This window comes from Haloarcula laminariae (assembly GCF_025457605.1).
In the GTDB taxonomy this organism is placed as follows: Archaea; Halobacteriota; Halobacteria; order Halobacteriales; family Haloarculaceae; genus Haloarcula; species Haloarcula laminariae.
In genome coordinates this window covers 1311869-1329142 of sequence record NZ_JAMZFY010000001.1, presented here as the reverse complement: position 1 = coordinate 1329142, position 17274 = coordinate 1311869, and the positions used below count along the sequence as shown (strand labels likewise).

General features: G+C 66.0%; 18 protein-coding genes and 1 pseudogene. 9 read left to right on the top strand and 10 right to left on the bottom strand.

Annotated elements, in window-relative coordinates; translation table 11 throughout:
* Positions 1-35: 35 nt before the first annotated feature.
* Together NJQ98_RS06910 and NJQ98_RS06905 are read right to left on the bottom strand one after the other, a co-directional pair.
* Entirely contained in the window at positions 36-374 is a 339-nt protein-coding gene (locus tag NJQ98_RS06910) for a DUF7521 family protein (RefSeq protein WP_262177314.1), read from the bottom strand.
* Complete coding sequence (locus NJQ98_RS06905; RefSeq protein WP_262177312.1) at positions 374-721, bottom strand: winged helix-turn-helix domain-containing protein; 348 nt, start codon at positions 719-721, stop codon at positions 374-376. Before NJQ98_RS06905 ends, NJQ98_RS06910 begins: the two co-directional genes overlap by 1 nt.
* A 347-nt stretch (positions 722-1068) precedes the next feature.
* On the opposite strand from NJQ98_RS06905, the gene NJQ98_RS06900 reads away from it, so the two are divergent.
* The 3 genes from NJQ98_RS06900 to NJQ98_RS06890 all read left to right on the top strand — a co-directional run bounded on the left by NJQ98_RS06900 (position 1069) and on the right by NJQ98_RS06890 (position 5862).
* A complete protein-coding gene (locus NJQ98_RS06900; protein ID WP_262177309.1) occupies positions 1069-2664 on the top strand; it encodes a COG1361 S-layer family protein in 1596 nt (531 codons plus the stop codon).
* Positions 2664-5141 carry an efflux RND transporter permease subunit gene (locus NJQ98_RS06895; RefSeq protein WP_262177307.1) on the top strand — a complete coding sequence of 826 codons (2478 nt, stop codon included), beginning with the start codon at positions 2664-2666 and terminating at the stop codon, positions 5139-5141. Before NJQ98_RS06900 ends, NJQ98_RS06895 begins: the two co-directional genes overlap by 1 nt.
* A gap of 289 nt (positions 5142-5430) precedes the next feature.
* The gene (locus NJQ98_RS06890; RefSeq protein ID WP_262177304.1) at positions 5431-5862 is read left to right on the top strand and encodes a hypothetical protein; all 432 of its coding nucleotides are present in this window, start codon (positions 5431-5433) and stop codon (positions 5860-5862) included.
* Between the two features lie 187 nt (positions 5863-6049).
* On the opposite strand, the gene NJQ98_RS06885 is transcribed toward NJQ98_RS06890, so the two are convergent.
* From NJQ98_RS06885 to NJQ98_RS06875, 3 genes are all read right to left on the bottom strand, one after another.
* Positions 6050-7717 (bottom strand): DUF3604 domain-containing protein, encoded by a 1668-nt coding sequence (locus NJQ98_RS06885; RefSeq protein WP_262177301.1) that lies wholly within the window; start codon positions 7715-7717, stop codon positions 6050-6052.
* Between the two features lie 51 nt (positions 7718-7768).
* A complete protein-coding gene (locus NJQ98_RS06880) occupies positions 7769-8407 on the bottom strand; it encodes an HVO_2922 family protein (protein WP_262177300.1) in 639 nt (212 codons plus the stop codon).
* Positions 8408-8656: 249 nt separating this feature from the next.
* Positions 8657-9496, bottom strand: a complete 840-nt coding sequence (locus tag NJQ98_RS06875; protein WP_262177299.1) for a purine nucleoside permease — start codon at positions 9494-9496, stop codon at positions 8657-8659.
* A gap of 265 nt (positions 9497-9761) precedes the next feature.
* Here NJQ98_RS06875 and NJQ98_RS06870 point away from each other — a divergent pair, with 265 nt between their 5' ends.
* On the top strand, positions 9762-10172 hold the full coding sequence (locus NJQ98_RS06870; RefSeq protein WP_262177297.1) for a hypothetical protein: 411 nt from the start codon (positions 9762-9764) through the stop codon (positions 10170-10172).
* A 2-nt stretch (positions 10173-10174) separates the two neighbouring features.
* Here NJQ98_RS06870 and NJQ98_RS06865 read toward each other — a convergent pair whose 3' ends face one another.
* Complete coding sequence (locus NJQ98_RS06865) at positions 10175-10399, bottom strand: DUF6199 family natural product biosynthesis protein (protein WP_262177294.1); 225 nt, start codon at positions 10397-10399, stop codon at positions 10175-10177.
* A complete protein-coding gene (locus tag NJQ98_RS06860; RefSeq protein WP_348533568.1) occupies positions 10400-11203 on the bottom strand; it encodes a M48 family metallopeptidase in 804 nt (267 codons plus the stop codon).
* Between the two features lie 127 nt (positions 11204-11330).
* On the opposite strand from NJQ98_RS06860, the gene NJQ98_RS06855 reads away from it, so the two are divergent.
* The gene (locus tag NJQ98_RS06855) at positions 11331-11753 is read left to right on the top strand and encodes a DUF2391 family protein (RefSeq protein WP_262177290.1); all 423 of its coding nucleotides are present in this window, start codon (positions 11331-11333) and stop codon (positions 11751-11753) included.
* Here the strand turns inward: NJQ98_RS06855 and NJQ98_RS06850 are convergent.
* On the bottom strand, positions 11750-13462 hold the full coding sequence (locus tag NJQ98_RS06850; protein WP_262177288.1) for a transcription initiation factor IIB family protein: 1713 nt from the start codon (positions 13460-13462) through the stop codon (positions 11750-11752). The two genes, NJQ98_RS06855 and NJQ98_RS06850, sit on opposite strands and share 4 nt — an antisense overlap.
* Positions 13463-13622: 160 nt before the next feature.
* On the opposite strand from NJQ98_RS06850, the pseudogene NJQ98_RS06845 reads away from it, so the two are divergent.
* The 3 genes and pseudogenes from NJQ98_RS06845 to NJQ98_RS06835 form a co-directional block, all read left to right on the top strand.
* A pseudogene (locus tag NJQ98_RS06845) lies at positions 13623-13925 on the top strand (response regulator); the annotation flags it as partial.
* 176 nt (positions 13926-14101) lie between these two features.
* Positions 14102-15094, top strand: a complete 993-nt coding sequence (locus tag NJQ98_RS06840) for a sensor histidine kinase (RefSeq protein WP_262178767.1) — start codon at positions 14102-14104, stop codon at positions 15092-15094.
* A 291-nt stretch (positions 15095-15385) separates the two neighbouring features.
* The gene (locus tag NJQ98_RS06835) at positions 15386-16045 is read left to right on the top strand and encodes a helix-turn-helix domain-containing protein (protein ID WP_262177285.1); all 660 of its coding nucleotides are present in this window, start codon (positions 15386-15388) and stop codon (positions 16043-16045) included.
* Here NJQ98_RS06835 and NJQ98_RS06830 read toward each other — a convergent pair.
* Positions 16042-16239 (bottom strand): hypothetical protein, encoded by a 198-nt coding sequence (locus tag NJQ98_RS06830; protein ID WP_262177284.1) that lies wholly within the window; start codon positions 16237-16239, stop codon positions 16042-16044. The two genes, NJQ98_RS06835 and NJQ98_RS06830, sit on opposite strands and share 4 nt — an antisense overlap.
* A 93-nt stretch (positions 16240-16332) precedes the next feature.
* The gene (locus NJQ98_RS06825) at positions 16333-16530 is read right to left on the bottom strand and encodes a CopZ family metallochaperone (RefSeq protein ID WP_262177282.1); all 198 of its coding nucleotides are present in this window, start codon (positions 16528-16530) and stop codon (positions 16333-16335) included.
* Between the two features lie 131 nt (positions 16531-16661).
* Here NJQ98_RS06825 and NJQ98_RS06820 point away from each other — a divergent pair, with 131 nt between their 5' ends.
* Complete coding sequence (locus NJQ98_RS06820; RefSeq protein WP_262177279.1) at positions 16662-17255, top strand: AsnC family transcriptional regulator; 594 nt, start codon at positions 16662-16664, stop codon at positions 17253-17255.
* The last annotated feature ends 19 nt before the right edge of the window (positions 17256-17274 follow it).

The window sequence follows — 17274 nt, the reverse complement described above, 5'->3', positions numbered from 1 at the left end:
TGTTCATAGCTAGCTGAGACGGCAGCGCCTCCGTCTCAGGAATCGCTCTGTAAGGAGAGCGAATAGATGATGAACCCGATACCGACGATTTTGATGATGTTACTCACGAACGGCGAGTAGAACGTGTACACGATTAGTTCGAGTCGGAACTGCAACGCGGCGGCCGAAATCACCAGCGAGACCATCGGAGAGGCGACAGTGATGAGCGCGAGCCCGATAGCCAGAAACAGCATCTGCTTCCTGTCACTCCGACGGTACCCCTGGTACGCCTGATAGACGATAAACAGCCCCATCCCGGCGGCGACTAACGTAGCTACCAGCAGGAGCAGGTAGTGCGGGGGAATGACGGAGGGGTCAACCTGCGCTGGGTGCATCAGATTTCCCCCCACATTTCTGTGAAACGGTCGGCCATCTTTTCCGTCGGTTGCTCCTCGATGTCGATCGTAAGCGTATCATTTTCTAGCTCTATTGTGAGGCGTTTGAGGCGCGCCTTGTAGACGCTGTAGTGGTGGCCACCGTCTTCTATCTGGGTCTGTTCCTCAAGCAGTCCACACTCGATGAGACGCTGCGTGCGTCGATAAATCGTCGGGAGCGAGGCGTCACACTCGTCACTGAGTTCCTTCGCCGATTTGCCCGTCGTGCTCGTTGACGTGAGGATGGCGCGAGCGTACTCGTCGTCAAGCAGCGAGTAGATTTCGCTCGACTGGATATCCTCACTCACACGTGTCCATTCTCGCAGGCATGCTTGGTATGGTTGCTGATTTTCTGGCCCTGAAAACCGGCCCACTCTATTTACACGCGCCCGAGACTGGCTGCCCCGGCGTCCGTCAGCCCTCAGTCGGAGGGCGGTTCCGGATGCACGGATACGGCCCCCACAGCGGCCAGCGAGGCAGTTTTTCCGGCCCGGAAAATCTGGATTCCCGTTTATCTATCCCGTCTGCGTCTGTCTGTTCATGCGACGAGACCCGTTTCGGCACACACGTTTCGAACACAGACAGGGACAGCCACTCGACCGCTACGAGATAATCGCACGTTCACAGCCGGCAGGACCTCACTGGGGGATACGAAATGAAGCATAGCAGTATCGCGGGCGTCCTCCTTGTCGTCGTGTTGACGGTCTCGGCGGGAACTGCTGCCGCCGCGGTCAGTGGCAGTCCGGACCTCGATGTCACGCTGTCCGAGGACACCGTCTCGCCGGGCGAGGAGACGACACTCGACGTGGTACTCTCCAACAGCGGCGACCTCGATTCGGCGTCGTCCGCGAACCCGAGCCTGAACAGCGAGGTGACGACCGCCCGGAGCCTCAGCGTCGACGTCGAGGGCGGCAACGCTCCGATAACGGTCATGACCAACCGCCGCCATACCGGGGACCTCGCGACCGGGTCACCGCGAACGGTGTCGTTCGACATCAGCGTCGCCGACGACGCCGAACCCGGCACGTACCGAGTCCCGGTCAACGTGGAGTACGACTACTACAACCTCATCTCCGAAAGCGGGGGTGCCCGGTCCAAGTCGAGCGTCTCCCGAACCAGGTACGTGACCGTTCGGGTCAGCGACGACGCCACCTTCGAGACGGTCGACATCGACTCCAGCGTACGTGTCGGTTCGACCGACCGGGTCGGTCTCACTATCCAGAACACGGGTGAGACGGCCGCCACCGACGCCGCGGTGACACTGACGAGCCAGAACAGCGAGTTGACCGTCGGCGGCAGCGAACAGAGTTCCCGGTTCGTCGAGACGTGGGAGCCCGGCGAGAACCGGACCTTCGAGTATCGGGTCGGCGCGTCCAGTGACGCCAAAGCCGAACCGTACAACTTCGGCCTCTCCGTGGCGTTTGACGATACCGATGGCGTCCGGGAGGAATCGACCGACACGACGTTCGGCATCGCACCCCAGCCAGAACAGGAGTTCTCGCTCTCGAACGTCTCGGGGACTCTGCGGGCCGGCGATGACAGGACGCTCGAAACCGAACTGACCAACGACGGCCCCCGGGCCGTCGAGAACGCAGTCGTGGTCTGGGGGAGCGACCACAGGAACCTCTCCCCGCAGGAGACCGAGTACGCCGTCGGCCGTCTGGAGTCGGGCGAGTCGACGACGGTGAGTTTCGGAGTCGATACGTCCGAGAGCGCCCGCGAGGGGCCCCGTCAGTTCGACTTCTCCGTGAACTACAACGACGGCACCAGCGAGCGACAGACGAGCGATACGCTGTCGGTCCAGTCCGACGTGGCCGCCAGCGAGGACGCGTTCGACCTCGCGGTCACGAACAAGACAATCCCCGTCGGGAACTCACGGACCGTCTCGGTCGAAGTGACGAACAACCTCGACGAAACGGTCACCGACATCGAGGCGCGGCTGTTTACCGACGACCCGCTCAGCACCGTCGGAACCGACTCCAGCTACATCGAGTCGTTAGCGCCCGGTGAGTCCGCGACGTTGGCTTTCGATGTGTCGGCGGGGTCCGCCGCGACGGAGGGGAGTTCGTATCCGATGTCGTTCGACTTCCGGTACAGCGACAGTGATGGCGACACCCATCTGTCGGACACGTTCAGGAAACCGGTCGACGCGGTGTCCCAGAGCGGCGGCGGGCCGCCTATCGGTATCATCCTGGGGCTGGGAGTGGTTATCGTCGGTGGCGTCGCAGTCTTCTACTGGAGGCGCGACTGATGTCACTGGCGGAGCGGGTCGAAACGGCGACCGAACTCCTCAACACGACAATCGTGGACCACCCGCGGGCGGTGGTCGTCGTGTTTCTGCTCGTCACGGGGGTCTTCGTCGGCGGGTTGGGGTCCGTACAGATGAGCGCCGGCGGTCTCGACGCGTTCACGGACGGGCTCCCGGAGCAGCAGGCCGAGGACCAGGTCGCCGAGAACTTCGAGGGGTCGTTTCAGACGGACTCTCAGGACACGACACAGCTCATCCGCACGGACAGCAACGTGTTGACCAAAGAGGCGCTCGTCCGTGACACGCGCCTTCTGGAACGCGTTTCGGAGCGCGACGACCTCCGGATGGAATCAGCCAACGGCCCGGCGCCGGTCATTGCCCAGCACCTGAACCCGTCAGCGACGACCCCGGAGGAGTACCGGCGCACGCTCGAAGGGGCGACCCAGTCCGAGATCAGACAGGCCGTTCGAGCGCTCGAAGACAACCCCCGACTGACCGGCTCGCTATCGAACGATTTCAATCCCACTAGCGTCTCGGCCTCCGCATCGATTACGACGGTCTCGCACGACTTCCCCGCGAGTTTCGACGGGCTGACCGCTGTCCAGACGGACGTCCAGTCGATAGCCGACGATGGGCCCGGCGACGTTCGCGCGTTCGGGTCGGGGACGACCGAATCGGAGATACGCCAGTCTATGACGGATTCGCTCGGAATCGTGATGCCAGTGGTGATACTGCTGTTACTGTTCTTCCTGGTGGTCGCGTACCGCGACCCCATCGACGTCCTGTTGGGGCTGGTCACGCTCGTGATGACGATCATCTGGACGTTCGGGTTCCTCGGGTACGCCCGGATTCCGTTCAGCCAGCAGATGATATCGGTCCCGGTGTTACTGCTCGCCGTCGGCGTCGACTTCGGTATCCACATCATCAACCGCTATCGAGAGGAGACCGAGCGCGGGTACGTGGCGGTCGAAGCGATGCGAGAGGCGAACAGCCAGCTCATCGTCGCGTTCGTCATCGTGACCGTGACCGCAGTGTTCGGCTTCGGAGCGAACGTCATCTCCACCCTGTCACCGATTCGGAACCTGGGCATCGCGTCGGCGGTCGGGATTCTCTTCACCTTCCTCCTCTTCGGGGTGTTTCTGCCCTCAGCCAAGCTGGTGAGCGATGACCTCCGCACGTATCTCGGAGTGCCGGAGTTCAACTCCACCCCGATTGCGTCGGAGGACTCGGCCCTCGGGCGGGTGCTCGCGTTTCCGGCACAGGTGAGCCAGCACGCGCCGGTGGTTATCGTCCTGGGGCTACTCCTGTCAGGCGGCGTCATGGGCGCGTACGGGTCGGGCGTCGGCACCTCGTTCGAGAACGAGGACTTCCTGCCGCCCGAGGACATTCCGGCCTACCTCACAGAGCTGCCCGAGTCGCTTAGCCCGGGCGAGTACACCGTCACGTCGACGATAAACCTGCTCGACGACAAATTCGGGAGTAGTCAGGGCGATACTGTGACAGTGTATGTCGAGGGCAATCTCAAGCAAGACCACGCGCTCGAAGCCCTCGCCGCTCCGAACGACAACCCCCCGGAGGCGCTCGCAGTTGGCGCCGGCGGGCGGGCGGAGGCACAGAGCATCATCACCGTCATCCAGTCCCACGCGGACGAAAACGAGGAGTTCGCCGCCTTGGTCGCCCGGAACGACCAGAACGACAACGGCATTCCCGACCAGAACCTCGAGAAGATTTACGACGAACTGTTCGCGTCCGCGGCGGGTGACCGGGCCGAGCAGTATCTGACCGAGGACTACCGGTCCGCCCAGATAGAGTATCGGACTGACGCCGACGCCTCGCAGACCGAAGTGACGGCCGGCGGGTCCGAAATCGCGGACAGGCTCCGGTTCGAAGCGACGGCCACGGGGAGTGTCGTCGTCCTCGCGGCGGTGATGGACCGCATCTTCCAGTCCGCGATTCAGGGGCTCGCCATGGCGGTCGGACTGACCGCCGTGTTCCTCGTGCTCATCTACGGCATCCTGGAACGAAAGCCGCTGCTGGGCGTGGTCAACATCTTCCCGATACTGGTAGCTATCGCGTTCCTGCTCGGGACGATGCGATACATGGACATCACGCTGAACGCGCTGACGGCGACGATACTCTCCATCTCAGTGGGCGTCGGAATCGCCTATTCGGTGCATACGACCCACCGGTTCATCGATGAATACGACGCGAAGACCGGTGCCCACGAGGCGATGATGACGACGCTGACGGGAACTGGTGGCGCGCTGTTCGGAAGCATGCTGACGACCGCGCTGGGGACCGGCGCGCTCGCCCTGGCGATCACCCCGATTCTCGGCAACTTCGGGGTCCTTATCGGCCTGAGCGTCACCTATTCGTTCCTCGCGGCGGTAATCGCGCTCCCGCCGGCAGTGCTGCTCTGGGAGCGGATACGGCAGTGGGACGTCGACCTCGTGGCGCGTCTCCGGCCAGCAGTGCGATAGCGGGACCCAGATACACGATTTTCTTCAAGCATGCAACACCCGTCTCACAGTGAATTGCAGTAGTTGAGACTGCCCCACTCAACGCATGCGGTCCGCGACTCGTCGTAGCCGGGAGTGGTCATCAGCCAGAACCGTTGCTCCCCCTCGGACAGCACAGAGATTCCGGGATGTTGCCCACACCACGATGGACGGGACCCGGCACCCGAGACGACAGTTCTATCCTGCCCCAGACAACAGGTGGGTGGAACCCGCAATTCCAATACCTCTGCGGCGGAATATCTGTCTACGGATGGTCCCCGACTCCGTTCTTACAGCCGGCTTCCTCATCTGCGGTACGTTCACCGTCGTTCTGGGAACCGTTCACTTTGCCATGCCGTGGCTACTGGACTTCGACGGCGCGGTACCGACGGCGGGCGACTCGCTGCGTCCGCTTGATCTACTCGTCGTCACGTACCAGACGAAGCGGTCGGATGTCCGCGGAATCGCGCAGATCATGAATCACGCCGTCAGCTACGCCCTGGTTTCAATCGGGGTTGTCGACTTACTCGCCTCGCGCTGGCTTTCGGCGTGGTTCGCGCCATACCTGCTCGCGTGGATCGCCGGCTGGTGGTTTCTCCGCGCGGCGACACAGCGCCACATGGGGTCCCGACCGGGCGACTGGCTGGTCGCAGCGGGGTTTACGCTCATCGGCCTGTTCCATCTCGCGGTCGCTGTAAGTTAGAGAAACCGGGGCTGAACTTCTCATCGGGGCTTGTACCTGCCGAACCAACCGACAGATGGCGAAGTGGTCCAAGCGGTTCACTACCGAATTTCGCCGGGCGGTCGAGACAGCTGCACGGACTCTCCCGGTGTAGTCTAACTTCCGAGCCCGGAACTCTGTATATCGCTCAGCGATTTATGAGACAAACTCAGGACGGTTCGACCCAGATGGGACCGACCCACGCCATACCGGGATAGCGGCGCGAGCTGGCCTGTCGGACGCAGACGGCGTAGACGTCCCCGTCGGCGCCCCGCTCGTCGTCCCAGTCCATCCCCGCCACCGGCTCGTCGTCGGTCCAGGAGCCGGCGGCGGTGTAGGCCTCCAGACCCGCATCGGGGTCGTCGGTCCCGTCGACGGTCCGCCAGTCAGCGTTGTTCTTGACGACGGTGACGGCGGCGATGGGCTCCGTCCCGGCGACGGAGACAGCCACCTCGCGCTCGGCGTCGGACGAGTCGACGGTGACGGCGTCGGACTGCTCGGCCACGTCCACGCCCTCGACCGTGAAGTCGACGAGGATGCGGTGGGGCTGGGTCGTCGCGTACACCGACCGGGACCGGAGCGCCTCGAATACCCCGCTCCGGGTCAGCTCGGGGGCGAGGAAGGCGGTCAGTCCGCCGGGATAGCTCCGTTCGTCCCAGACCCGCCAGATGTTCCCCCAGCCGACCCCGTTCTCGCGCCACTCGCGGCGCGACGGGAGGTGGGGGCGAGTGTGGATGAGCGAGTGGCCGGGGTGGGGGCCGTGGTAGTCGCTACCGCCGACCATCCCGACGCGGTAGCCCAGTCGGTGTGCGTCGCGGACGTAGTGTCCCGGCTCGCCCACCTCGCCCTGGCCCATCGCCAGCGGGAACGGGTTCCCCTCCCGTCCCGGCCGCTCGCTGGACCCCCACTGGGAGTACACCTCGACGAGCGGGGCCAGCTCGTCGTCGTAGTCGACGGCCGAGAAGTCGAAGGGGTACATCGCTTCGGCGGGGTGGTGTGGCACCGTCACGACGCCCGAGTCGTGACGGCGGTCCCACTCCCGGAGGCGGTCCCAGAGCTTCTCGTAGGTGTCGGTCTCCGAATCCAGCGAGTCGAACAGTTCGGCGTCGCCGCTGTCCTCGAAGTAGACGTTGACGTGGCCGCCCATGTTGGGCTGTTTCGTCCACTCGTAGGCCGGCAGCGTCACGAACGAGCCGGGGTCGTCGAACCGGTCGGCGACGGCACACAGCGCCTGGAAGTAGCCGCCGTGCATCCGGTCGCGCTGCCACGACGGCGGGATGAAAAACCCCATCGTGTCGTGGTCGGTGTAGGCCACGACGTCCAGGTCCATCACGTCCCGCCCGAACCGGTATCCCCGTTCTGCGTCGCCGGCGCCGTCGGACCGGGTCGAGTGGAGGTGGATGTCGCCCCAGAACACACGCCTGTCGTGGGACTCGGCGACGCGAACCGGGTTCGAGACGAACTCGGCGCCGGTTCGCCGGTCCGTAAGGACGATATACTGCGTCCCGGGCGACTCGAACAGCACGTCGTCTATCGTGACGACGCCGTCGTCGCTCGCGGCGAACGACACCGTCTCCGGGTGGGTGGCGTCCGTGTCCGTGGTCTCGACGCCGGCGCTGCCGTCGAACGCCGGGAAGCGCCGCTCGCACTGGTCCCAGGCCTGGACGGTTACCGAGAGCGGCTCCCCCGGGGCCGCCGTCGACGGGGCGATGGCGTGCAAGCGGTCGAACCGCTGTCGGCGGTTCGCCAGCAGTTCACCGACCGAAGGCGCGGACCCGGCGAACACTGCGACGGACTCCTTGGCCTTGAACAGCGGGCCCAGGCTCGCCCTGTTCATCGCCCGTCGCCCTGTTCAAGCCACCGCCGCGAACCGTCTGCGGGTCGGGGCCTATCTGATTTCGGCGCCACGGACGTTCGTCTTCACGCTCCGGAGGCCCTGCTTTGCCTTCTGTTTCGACGAGTAGCCCTGCCCGCCGTCGGCGATTATCTCGCCGTTGTCGTGGCGGAGCCGCCAGCGCCACTTCGCGCCAGTGTCGGCGAACAGTTCGAAGGCGGCGTTGCTGGCGCCCTCGTCTTCCGGTTCCTCGTCTTTCGACAGGTCGACGACGTCCGCGCCCGGCGCGTTCTTTCGGACGCTTTCGAGCCCCTGTGTCGCCTTCTGCTTCGAGGCGTACCCCTCGCTGCTGTCGGCGATGATGTTCCCGTTGTCGTGGACCAGCCGCCAGCGGTACTCCTCGGCGTTGTCCTCGTAGAGGTCGAACGTCGCCTTGCTCGCGTGGGCCTCGGTGTCGATGATGCCCTTGTCAGCGGGCCACTCGACCTCGATTTCGAGACTGACCGTGTCGTCTTCCTGCTCAAGTTCGACCTCGAACTCGGGGTCCTCCGGTACCTCGACGGTGACGGTCTGTTCCTCGTCGGCCGGCACCGGCTCACCCCGGCTGAGCCGCCTGGCCAGCCGGCGGAAATACGTCGCTAGACCGCGGCGGCTTCGTTTCTCCTCGCCCTCGTAGATGGTCTCTTCTGGCATACGCGATGGTATACAGATGGCTCGCATATAGTGATACCCCCGCTACCGGCCGGGGGCCATCTCGCCAGTGAGACCCGGCGGTGATTGTGTCGACTGCGACGGGTCCGGGAGCCGCCCGCTTCGACCGCCCCGCCGCAATCCCGAACGCGTGCGAACAACAGCCCTCACCGTCGGGATGGTGTACACCGCAGGTGTGCGAGAAGATGCGTGTTCCCCACCGACTGCGGTCGCCGAAATGGGGAGTCCCGGCTATCCGAGGAACGCCTGGGCGACCGCATGCCCCACTCGGGCGGCATTTTCCGTCCCCAGCTCGAATACGTCGCGTTCGATACTCTCGGTCGGATTCCCACCGGGCGGTTCGCGGTCGAAGTTCGAGGCCGCCCGGATGGAGAGGTACTGGTCGAGGAGGCCGAACCGCTCCAGGGCGGTCACGGTGCCGGCGTCTTCCATCTCCGTCGTGGCGAACCCATCGATGCCGTACGACGCACAGAGTTGCTCGACGTGGCCCGCCGTGGCCGTCCCGTGATAGACCTCGTCGCCACACACAGTGGGACCAGTGTCGACGGTCGGCGACCGGCTGTCGTCGTAGCTGTCTCGAATCTCCTGTGCAGCCGCGCTATCCGCCAGCGATACGTCCTCCGTGGCCGCAACCGCCCGGTCGACGAGGTCCGGGTCCAGTTGCCAGACGTAGTCATCGACGAGCCACTGCATCCGGCTCGTGGTCTCGCCGATACGGAGCTTGATATCGCCGTCGACGACGCGGTTCGCGACGAAAACACTACCAAGCGTTCCGGCGGCGGGATTACAGCCGGCGATACCGACGGAGAGTATCGTCGCCGCTGTGAGGTCGACCGTGTCGCCGGCGGCGAGCGTAGCGACCGTCGTGGCGGCCGCACTCTTGCCGATTCCGGTCGGGACGAGGGCGAGCTCGGCGTCGCCGTCGTACAGCAGTTCGTGGTTGCACCCGGGGATACTCACCCGCCGGTCGAAGTCGTACCGGTCGCGCCAGGGGGCGACCTCCGACGCGTCGCCAGTGTACTCCGCGTTAGTGAACGCCGGGAGAACCACCACGGCCGGGGCGAGTGTCATACCCCCACTCACAGCGCTTGGTACAAAGAGGTCCGTGCCGCGGCACTGTTCGGGCGCCTTCAGGGTGTTGCGTGGCCCGTGATACTGTCGGCGAGCGTGACCGCGACATCGTCCGTATTGACGTGCTGCTCGAAGCGACGCTCGGCAAAAGCGAGGAGCGTTGACCCGCTCGTCGCTGACCGGCCACCGAACGCTTCGCGCTCGGCCAACCACCGTGGCGATTACAGCCCAATCATTTACCTGTATCCGTGACGGAGAGCAACTAATGGGTCCAGACGAGCCCCACGCCGGGGAGCCCGTCGGTGACGAGCCGCCGGTCCCCTGTGCGGACTGTCGCTCCGCGCTCGCGTCGCCGTCCCGCGAGGCGGTCTCGTTCCTGTTGCTGGACCAGTTTACCGTCCCGGTGGTCGGCTGTCGGGACCACCTGGAACAGTTCCGGGCGGTCTGTGGCCTCACGACGGAGGGGCGAGCGCGGCTCCTCGGCCATCGGCCCGCCGGCGGCATCACCTGTCCCGGCTGTCGCCACGCCTCCCACGGCACGAACCACGCGCTGTTGCCGGTCGACGGGGGCGCCGCGGTCGTGCTGGGCTGTCCCGACCACCAGTCGACCATCGTCAGCCGGTACCAGACCGGCCAGCGGACCCGCCAGCAGCTCTTTGCCGACGTCGACTCGTAGGGTCAGAGCGCGATGTACGCGGCGACGGCGAGACAGGCCACGCCCACCGCACGCGTCGCCCACACCCAGCGGTCGGGGAGGGCGTCGTCGCTGCCGTACTCGCCGCGGCGGCGTCGCGGACCCCCGGAGAGGACCGAGAGCTTGAGCGCCGCCCGCGGCGCGGCCAGCAGGAAGAGGCCGAACAGGGCGCCCAGTCCGACCGCGAGGAGCTGGCGGACGTCCACCATCTACGAGCGGAGCCGGCGGATGCGCTCCTCGGTCGGCGGGTGCGTCGAGACGATCTTCGTGAGGAAGCTGTCGGAGTCGCCGAAGATACACAGCGCGCTCACCTGGTCGTCGACCGCGGAGTCGCGGGCCCGCTCGTGGCCGCCGGATATCTTCTCCAGGGCCCGTGCGAGCGGGTCGCCGCCGCCGATGGCGTCCTTCGCATCGGCGTCGGCCACGTACTCGCGGTACCGCGAGATGGCGAGCACGAACAGCATCACGAAGAACTGGACGAGGTTCCCGACGATGATGGCCAGGAAGAAGTCGGCGATGTCGTTGTCCCCGGTCGCGAGGACGATGAACTGCGCGGCGATGCCGACGATGGAGGCGATACCCTGCCCGATGACCATCGTCACCACGTCGCGGTTGGCGATGTGGGCCAGCTCGTGGGCGAGGACGCCCTCCAGTTCGTCGTCGTCGAGCAGCTGCATCAGCTCCGTCGAGATGACGACGACGCCGGCGCCCTTGCGGCCGACGGCGAAGGCGTTGGGCACGCCCATCCGGGCGACCTTCAGCTTCGGCTTCTCGATGCCCATATCGCGGGACAGCTGACGCACCTGCTGGTGTATGTGCGGGTACTGCTCCTCGGAGAGGTCCTCCGCCCCTACGCTTCGCAGCGCCGCCCACTTGCCGATCTTGTACTGGACCCCGATGAGGAGGACGCTGCCGACGACGGCGACCGGCCAGATGTTTGGCCCGAAGGCGACCATCGCGAACGCGACGACAACCAGGTAGAACCCGGCGAGGATCGCACCGACGACCGCCATGCGTAGCTTCAGGCCGACGTGTTTCATGTGGTGAGAAAGTGGACACTGAGACGTAAAAAGGGATTGGACCGGACTGACCCGCGTAGGCGCCCCAACTGGTATGGGGCGTACCCGCCAGTACGGACGTATGAAGCAGCGTCAGAAGCACAAACTCGCCGATACCGCCCAGCAGATAGTCGGCGGGTTTCTGCTCGCCGGCCCCTTCGTCGTCACCCAGGAGGTGTGGTTGCTCGCACAGAACATGACGATGTTCCACAGCCTGTTTCTCGTCGGCGCAATCATGGCCATCGGCTACGGCGGCCTCTACGGCGCCGACAACGACCGCGACCCGCGGACCGAGGCCGCAGTCGCCGGGATACCGGTCCGGTTCATCTCGGTGATGCTGGTCGCCTTCGGCTCGGTAGGAACGCTGGCGTTTGCCATCACCGCCCCGGACCTGTTCCTGAGCGAGCTAAACGACCGGGCCAGACTGTTGGTCACCTTCCGGGCGCTCAGCGTCGCCGCGGTGTTTTCGGTCGTGGGGGCGGTGACGACCGACAGCCTGTTTTAGTCTCCGCGGAGCACGTCGAGAGTCTGTTCGTCGACGGACCGGTCCTCACGGCCGGCGGTGTAGGCCTTGGCGATGGCGATGGCGCGACCGGTCTCGGAGTCCCCGAGCGTCGGGGAGAGCTCCGATTCCAAGAGCTGCGTGGTCCAGGCACAGTCCTCGTAGTCGATGTCACCCTGGACGAGCGACAGACAGAGCGAGACGACGATGGCGTGCATCGCCGAGGTGACGTAGTTCGTCTCGGCGCCGGCGGCGGCCGCCAGCTGGTCGATGTCCACCTGGGTCTGGTTGGTCGTCGCGGCGAAGAGGACGGCCCCCGCACCCAGTTCGGCGGCGGTGAACTCCCCGCTGTCCCCGTCGAACTGGTCGATCGACCGGCGACTCTCCGCGAGCACGGCCTCGGAAAGCTCCAGCTCCGCCACCACGTCCTCGACGACGTCTCCGGGCTCCCGCCGCGGGATATCGGCGTCGACCGCTTCGTCCAGCGTATCCAGCCACTGGGCGATGGCGCGCGGTTCGAAATCCCGATGGTTTCCGACCGCGCCGACGTCTATGTCCCCGCCGCTCATCCGGACCGCGGCGACGACCATCGTGGCGGCCAGCTCCGCGGCGTCGGCCACGTCGGCGTCGTCGACGGCGTCGCTGACCATCCCGCGGGCCAGCAGGCGGGTCGAGGAGTCTATCGACAGCTCCTCGACCAGGGCGTCTATCTCGGTCTCGACGGCGTCGGCGGTGAGCTCGGTCCCGGCCTCGTCCCCGCCGGCGGGCATCCAGACGTCGACCGAACCGGCCCGCTTGCGCTCCAGCGCCCCCTCGTCGGCCAGCGCCGTCAGCGCGTCCTCGGCGGCCGATTCGGTCGTGTCGTGGGTCTCGGCCACGTTGGCCGTCGTCGGGAGCTCCTCGGGATAGACGGACTGAACGGTTTCGAGAACGGCGTCCGTCGACGCGGCCGCCTCGTCCCCGGCGCCGTCGGCGGCGGCCCCGTCGTCGCTCGACGCGGTCGCCGCCGTGCTCCCGGCGCTCTCGTTTGCCCCGTCGGCGTCTGAGCCGGGCTGGTCGGGCGCCTGCGCGGCCGGTACCACCCGGTAGCGGTCGTTTTCGAGCCGGTCGTCGAGCAGGTCACTGAGGTCCTGACAGCGGTTCCGGACGGTCACCTCGCTGGTGCCCGTCACGCTCCCGAGCGTGCGCTGTTCGTAGGTGTCGTCCAGCCCGTTGACGAGCGCGGCCAGCGAGAGGACGCCGCCGGCCGTTGCCGCGGGCGCGGGTCCGCCGGAGACGACCGTGGGGTCCAGCGCGAACGCGTCCTGGAGGAGTCGGTGGCCGACGGTGATGAGTTCGTCTGGCATATCGACGGCCTCGCCGAAGCGCTGGACCAGCGAGTTCGGGTGCGGCGGGACCTCCTCGATGTCGAAGTAGTCGGAGACGGCTTCGAGCTGCTGGCCGGAGATGCTGATATCCGCATCCGGCGTGTCCATTGCCCCCGCCCAGGCGCCCGCGATGTCCTCGTCGCGGACCGGGAGCCCGTCCTCCCGCGCGGAGAGAGCCAGCGCGGCGGCGGCCGTGTTATCGAGGCGGTCCTCGTTTACGTCCGGCTCGTTGCGTAGCTGGTCCAGACGGACCAGCGTTATCTGCATCGTGTTGTTGGGGATTTGCAGCTTCTCGCAGACGCTTACGAGCCGGTTTTGTATAGGGGTATCCGAGGTACTAGCCATTGTCTGTCGTTGTGACCCTCAGGGTGTTAAGTTTTGCATACCATCAACAAACGGGTCGGCCGGATGTGGCCGCCGCCGGCGCGTTGTCGGTCGGTGGAGGGCCGTCGCTGCCCGGCGTCGCCCGCGTTTTCTCCGCCCGCGACGACCCTAATATTCATGAATGTATGGATGTGTACCAGTGTGTATGGATAGCACGGTCCGGGTCCTCCACGTCGACGACGACCCGGATTTCCGGGAGTTGACGGCGCAACTCCTGGAGCGGGAGGACGACCGGATTACGGTGTCGACGGCGTCGGACCCGACCGAGGGGCGGGAGCGCCTGGCGGCGGAGGAGTTCGACTGCATCGTCTCCGACTTCGACATGCCCGGCGAGTCCGGTCTCGCCTTCCTGGAGACCATTCGGGCCGACTACCCCGACCTCCCGTTTATCCTGTTTACCGGGAAGGGAAGCGAGGAGGTCGCCAGCGACGCTATCTCGGCGGGAGTGACGGACTACCTGCAGAAGGCCGTCGGTTCCGAGCAGTACGAACTGCTGGCCAACCGCATCGACACAGCGGTCGACCAGTACCGGACCGCCCGCGAGCTCGAGCGACAGAACGACCTCTTCGAAAAGGCCGAGCGCATCGGGAACGTCGGCGCCTGGGAGTACGACATCGTCTCGGGGACCACCTACGTGTCCGACGAGGTGTTGCGCATCCACGGGCTCGACCCCGGGACGCAACTACCGCCCGAGGAGTCGATGAGCACTACCACCCCGACGACCGGGACACGCTCCAGCGGGGCTTCCGTCACGCCATCGAATCGCGCCGGCCCTACGACCTGGAGCTCCGGATGCGGGGCGCCGACGGGACCCAGCGGTGGGTTCGGACACGCGGGGAGCCCCAGTCCGAGGACGGTGATATCGTCCGCATCCGGGGTATCCTCCAGGACATCACCGAGCCCAAGCGCCGCGAGAAGAAGCTCAAGCGCCAGAACGCCCGATTGGAGGAGTTCGCCCACGTCGTCTCCCACGACATCCGCAACCCGCTCCAGGCCGCGAGAGACCAGCTCGAACTCGCCAGGGAGAGCGGCGACCCCGATGCGTTCACGCGGGCCGAAGAGGCACTGGCTCGCATCGAGACGATCGTGGCGAACATCCTCACGCTCGCGCGACACGGGCGGGCCGTCGACGAGACGGAGCCCGTCCAGTTGGCTGCGGTCGCACGGGAAGCCTGGAACACCGTCGAGACCGAGGGAATCACGCTGTCTATCGATACGACGGTCGAGCTCGCGGCCGACCCCGAGCGCCTGCGACAGCTCCTGGAGAACCTCTTTCGAAACGCCGTCGAACACGGCGAGGGTATCGAGAGCGTCAGAGTCGGGGAGATACAGACGCTGTTTACCGCGACCCGGGCCGACGGCGACACCACGAACGGGTTCTACGTCGCCGACGACGGCGTCGGTATCCCCGACGACATCCGCGACGACGTCTTCGGGTCGGGGTTCACCACGGTGCCGGAGCGGACCGGCTTTGGCCTGTCTATCGTCGCGCAAATCGCCGAAGCCCACGGCTGGGAGACGACGGTAACCGACAGCCTGGCAGGCGGCGCCAGGTTCGAGTTCACCGAACAGCCGGCTGGCGGTCCCGAGTGAGTGGTCCGGCGTCGGTCGTGGACGGCCGAACGTGACGCCGGCCGCTCTGGCTTACGGGAACGGGCGACCGGTCCGACCCCCCGTCGAGTGAGCCCGCGGGCGAGCGAGCCGCCCCCGGTTTTGCGCCCCGCCGTCTCAAAAGTACTGCTTTCAGCGTCCTTTCGGCGGTGTTTTGCTGGCCGCCCGGATACCGGTCAGCGGTGAGTTGCGTCCGGTCAGAGGCGATTTAGTTCCCAGTGTCCCCGCCGCGAGAGAAGTTTCTTGTTGTTCGTTTGAGAAGAAGCTCCTGATATGGCCACCATCGTAATCGGGTCGGTCCCGACAGCTGAGCTCGCCCTGGCACACACGTTCGAAGCACTGCCGTCGGTCACCTTCGAGAGCGAGCGAATCATCGAGAGCGGCGACGACGCCGTCATGCCGCTGTTGTGGGCCCGCGACGCGGACCGGGAGCCCCTGGAGGACGCCATCAGCGGCGACCCGACGGTGAACAACGTCAGCTTGCTGGCCGACTTCGGCGACGAGTTCCTGTACCGGATGGACTGGGTCGACCAGGTGCAGTTGCTGTTGCACATGCTGACGAACTCCGAGGCGACGATACTGGACGCCCACGGCCGGTCCGACGGCTGGCGCTTCCGGGTGATGTTCCCGGACCGCTCGCACCTCTCCGAGACCCACGAGTTCTGCTCGGACCACGGGATGGAGCTCACCATCGAGTCTATCCGGGAGATGGACGGCCAGCCCTCCGGGCGCTTCGGTCTCACCGAGAGCCAGTACCGCGCGCTCATCACGGCGGTCGAGGAGGGGTACTACGACGTGCCACAGAAACACACGCTGGCGGAGCTGGCCGAGGAGTTCGAGATATCACACCAGGCCCTCTCCGAGCGGCTCCGGCGGGGGACCGAGTCCCTCGTTGAAGACACGCTGCTCGTCGGAGCGCCCTCTGACCGCTAGCGGAACCGTTTGAGCAGTCGCACCAGGACGCTCACGACGACGCCGGCACCGCGTACCCGCGTCGAGAGCGCCGCCGCCCCGAGCAGGAGGGCGCCGGCCCAGCGGTCGCCGCGGCGAATCGCGACGGCGGCGTCGACGAGCGTGGAGATGATAGCGATGTTATCGAGCGGTGAACCGCGAGTACGTGTTTTCATAGCGGCCCCAGATACGCCGACGGCGAGCGAGAGGCCGTCCCCTGTATCTGCGGGGTGTTTTTACCGGCCGAGTCAGCGGTGTCGCCGGCGCGTTCAGACCTCTGCCGTGTAGCCGGCCTCGTCGACGGCCGCCACGAGCGCGTCCTCGTCGGCGTCGCCCTCGACCGTCGCGGCGCCTCCCTCCAGGTCGACGGCGACGGCGGTGACGCCCTCGACGCCGCTGAGCGCCTCCTCGACGCTCTGCTCGCAGTGTTCACAGCTCATTCCGTCCACGGTGAGTTTCGTCGTCATACGGTCATCTAGAGGGACGCCTGATTTATGCCGATTGTCCCTTCGATTACCGCGGTATTCTCCAACGGTTGCTTTCGATACCGGAGTGAGCGGGGCCGGGAACTTTTCTTGCTGGACCGCGATGGTCTCCTATGCGCGACCTCGACGACACAGATATGGAGATACTTCGGCTGCTACTCGCCGACGCCCGGCGTCCCTACAGCGAGATAGCGGAGGCGGTCGGGCTGTCGGCGCCGGCCGTCTCCGACCGGGTGGCACGCTTAGAGGAGGCCGGCGTCATCAACCGCTTCACTGTCGACATCGACCGGTCACAGCTCCGGTCGGGGATTCCGGTGTTGCTCACCCTCGAACCCGCCGCGGGCGGCCCGGACCCGTTGCGGAGCACGCTGCTGGAGACCGACGCCGTCGAACACCTCTTTACCACCGCCGAGGCCGACCTCGTGGTGTTCGCCCGCGTCCCGGACAACGACGTCGCCGACTGGCTCGCGGACACGGTCGACGGCGACGCGTACGCCGATTTCGAGGTGGAGCTGCTGGCCGGCGCCGCGTGGTCGCCCGACCTCGGCGGCACCGAGTTCGCGCTCTCCTGTGCCCAGTGTGGCAACACCGTCGACAGCGAGGGCACCGCCGCGCGAATCGACGGCTCGCTCTACCAGTTCTGCTGTCCCTCCTGTGAGGCCCGCTTCAGCGAGAAGTACGAGGAGCTACAGGAGGGGGCCGACTGAGAACCGCTGTCCGGTAGCT

What these genes read in the sequence shown, in the direction of transcription:
- NJQ98_RS06850 (WP_262177288.1), bottom strand. Translation starts at nt 13,462, where the DNA reads ATGGCTAGTACCTCGGATACCCCTATACAAAACCGGCTCGTAAGCGTC.
- NJQ98_RS06875 (WP_262177299.1), bottom strand. Translation starts at nt 9,496, where the DNA reads ATGACACTCGCCCCGGCCGTGGTGGTTCTCCCGGCGTTCACTAACGCG.
- NJQ98_RS06825 (WP_262177282.1), bottom strand. Translation starts at nt 16,530, where the DNA reads ATGACGACGAAACTCACCGTGGACGGAATGAGCTGTGAACACTGCGAG.
- NJQ98_RS06890 (WP_262177304.1), top strand. Translation starts at nt 5,431, where the DNA reads ATGGTCCCCGACTCCGTTCTTACAGCCGGCTTCCTCATCTGCGGTACG.
- NJQ98_RS06880 (WP_262177300.1), bottom strand. Translation starts at nt 8,407, where the DNA reads ATGCCAGAAGAGACCATCTACGAGGGCGAGGAGAAACGAAGCCGCCGC.
- NJQ98_RS06900 (WP_262177309.1), top strand. Translation starts at nt 1,069, where the DNA reads ATGAAGCATAGCAGTATCGCGGGCGTCCTCCTTGTCGTCGTGTTGACG.
- NJQ98_RS06885 (WP_262177301.1), bottom strand. Translation starts at nt 7,717, where the DNA reads ATGAACAGGGCGAGCCTGGGCCCGCTGTTCAAGGCCAAGGAGTCCGTC.
- NJQ98_RS06860 (WP_348533568.1), bottom strand. Translation starts at nt 11,203, where the DNA reads ATGGCGGTCGTCGGTGCGATCCTCGCCGGGTTCTACCTGGTTGTCGTC.
- NJQ98_RS06830 (WP_262177284.1), bottom strand. Translation starts at nt 16,239, where the DNA reads ATGAAAACACGTACTCGCGGTTCACCGCTCGATAACATCGCTATCATC.
- NJQ98_RS06870 (WP_262177297.1), top strand. Translation starts at nt 9,762, where the DNA reads ATGGGTCCAGACGAGCCCCACGCCGGGGAGCCCGTCGGTGACGAGCCG.
- NJQ98_RS06855 (WP_262177290.1), top strand. Translation starts at nt 11,331, where the DNA reads ATGAAGCAGCGTCAGAAGCACAAACTCGCCGATACCGCCCAGCAGATA.
- NJQ98_RS06820 (WP_262177279.1), top strand. Translation starts at nt 16,662, where the DNA reads ATGCGCGACCTCGACGACACAGATATGGAGATACTTCGGCTGCTACTC.
- NJQ98_RS06835 (WP_262177285.1), top strand. Translation starts at nt 15,386, where the DNA reads ATGGCCACCATCGTAATCGGGTCGGTCCCGACAGCTGAGCTCGCCCTG.
- NJQ98_RS06895 (WP_262177307.1), top strand. Translation starts at nt 2,664, where the DNA reads ATGTCACTGGCGGAGCGGGTCGAAACGGCGACCGAACTCCTCAACACG.
- NJQ98_RS06865 (WP_262177294.1), bottom strand. Translation starts at nt 10,399, where the DNA reads ATGGTGGACGTCCGCCAGCTCCTCGCGGTCGGACTGGGCGCCCTGTTC.
- NJQ98_RS06910 (WP_262177314.1), bottom strand. Translation starts at nt 374, where the DNA reads ATGCACCCAGCGCAGGTTGACCCCTCCGTCATTCCCCCGCACTACCTG.